Annotated in this window: 2 protein-coding genes; one reads left to right on the forward strand and one right to left on the reverse strand. The window is 71.5% G+C overall.

Annotated features, from left to right (window positions below):
* Positions 1-77: 77 nt before the first annotated feature.
* Complete coding sequence (locus tag WBL05_RS09560; protein WP_424225486.1) at positions 78-1,439, reverse strand: S-layer homology domain-containing protein; 1,362 nt, start codon at positions 1,437-1,439, stop codon at positions 78-80.
* Between the two features lie 95 nt (positions 1,440-1,534).
* On the opposite strand from WBL05_RS09560, the gene WBL05_RS09565 reads away from it, so the two are divergent.
* Positions 1,535-2,199, forward strand: a 665-nt coding sequence (locus WBL05_RS09565) for an FAD-dependent oxidoreductase (protein ID WP_424225488.1), incomplete at its 3' end; no start/stop codon positions are given.

Below are 2,199 nucleotides of genomic sequence, written 5' to 3' on the forward strand. Positions count from 1 at the left end.
GCCTGGGACCCAGTGTGCACCGGCGACTGTTGCCCCCGGCCGGTCAGGTCCGCACGCGCCTGACGCATCGCCGCCGTTCAGATCGGGTCCAGCCGGTACAGGAAGGCGGCCATCGCGTCCCGCATCACCGGCTCACCGGGTCGGTAGCTGCCGTCCGGCCAACCGGTGGAGATCCCGGTCGAGCGCAGCCATGTCAGCTCCAGGTAGAACTGGTCGGTCGTCGCCACATCGGTGAACGGTGAGGTACCCGGCGCGGTGAAGGTGGGGCTGTTCGCGAACCGGTACATGAAGGCCGCCATCGCGTCCCGGTTCACCGGCTCCCACGGCCGGTAGCTGCCGTCCGGGAAGCCGGTTGCGATGCCCTCGTCATGCATCCAGGCCATCTCGGCGTAGAACGGGGTGGCAGGCGTCACGTCGGTGAACGGTGAGACGGCCGGCGGGGTGTAGGCGGGCGAGCCGGCGAGCCGGTAGAAGAACGCGGCCATCGCGTCCCGGTCGATCGGCTGCCACGGCCGGTAGGTGAGGGTGCCCTCGGGCTCGGTCCAGCCGGTGCTGATGCCTTCACCGGCCAGCCACTCCACCTCGGTCAGGAACTGGACGCGGGGCGGGAAGTCGACGAACCGGCTGCTGGTGAAGTCGCCGAACGACTCACCACCGCAGGTCAGGTTGTAGTCGTAGCTGCCGTCGGTCCACTGCGAGATGAAGACCGGGCCGCCGGAGAAGCTCGCGGCCGTGCACTTCTCCTCGGCTTCGGTCGGGTAGTCGAGGTGACCGGACGCCGCCCACACCGGCACCCCGGTCAGCTGCCAGCCGTCGGTGATCTCGTTCCAGCCGTTCAGGTAGGAGTAGATGCCGAAGCCGTAACCGGAATCGTGGAGGGCCCGCAGCAGACCGGTGATGACGTACCGGTTCTCCATCCGCTGCGCCGACGTGGTGCTCGGCCACGGCTGCGCCGGCCGCGGCTCGACGTCGACCCAGACCACACCCGGATCCCAGCCCAGCCGGGCCAGCGAGGTGACCGCGGCCATGCCCTCGGCGTAGCCGACGTTGCGCAGCCGGTCGGCCCGGCTCGCGGCCGGCCACGGACCGTTGTCCCCGTGGTCGTCGAGTTGCGCCGACGTCGGGAAGGTGGCCATCGCATAGGCCTGCGCCGGGAGGCCGTTGTCGAAGGCCCAGTCGACGTGCATCTGCAGGCACGGGTTCTCGGTGAACGCCAGGCCCCGGGTCAGCCCGATGATGACGAAGGACGTGTCGGTTGGCGGCATCGGCTGGCCGTTCGGGCACTGCGGCCAGGAGATGTCGTAGCCGTAGTCGGTGGCGGCGCGGGCGGGCGCGGCTGGCAGTACCAGTCCCAGGGCCAGCACCATCGCGACCGCTAGCAGCCCCGTCAGGGTCCGGCTGGGACGCGCCGCGCAGCGCGTGTGACGGCGGTTGGTCATGGCGCACCTCCGCGCAGCCCGGGAGAGCTTGGGTGTGGCAATTATGGCATCACCGCCAGCCATCCGACAGCCCTGATCTGGGTGACAATTGCTCCATGGACGCCGAAGTCATCGTGGTCGGGGCCGGGCTGGCCGGCCTGCAGTGCGCTCGCCAGCTCACCAGGGCTGGCGCCGAGGTGCGGGTCCTGGAGGCCGCCGACGACCTCGGCGGCCGGGTGCGCACCGACATCATCGACGGCTTCCGCTGCGACCGGGGTTTCCAGGTGCTGAATCCCGCCTACCCCGCTGTGCAGCGCGAGGTGGACGTCGCCGCCCTGCAGCTGGCCCACTTCGGCCACGGAGTGGCGGTGCGCGACAGCGAGGGCATCACCGTCGTCGCCGACCCGCTTAGGCATCCCGGCGCCGCCCCGCAGGCGCTGGCCGGACCCTACCTGCGACCCGACCGGCTGGCTGCGCTTGCCAGGTGGGCGTCCCCGGCACTCGGCAACATCAGTCGGCTGCTGTCGCCGTCCGACGGCACGCTCGCCGCGTCCCTCGACGACGCCGGGCTGACCGGCGAGCTGCGAGCCGTGCTCGAGCGCTTCTTCGCCGGCGTCCTGCTCGAGGACGAGGGCGCCACGTCGGCCAACTTCGCCCGGCTGCTGGCGCGCTGGTTCGCGCTGGGGCGTCCCGGCCTGCCCGCCCAGGGCATGTCGGCGTTGCCGCACCAACTGGCCGCCGGCCTGTCCCGGCCGGTCGAGCTGGGCCGACGGGTGAGCGG

Source organism: Brooklawnia sp. (genome assembly GCF_049651565.1).
Taxonomy (GTDB): Bacteria; Actinomycetota; Actinomycetes; order Propionibacteriales; family Propionibacteriaceae; genus Brooklawnia.

Excerpts from the sequence above, each read along its gene's own strand:
- WBL05_RS09560 (WP_424225486.1), bottom strand. The coding sequence starts at position 1,439 with ATGACCAACCGCCGTCACACGCGCTGCGCGGCGCGTCCCAGCCGGACC.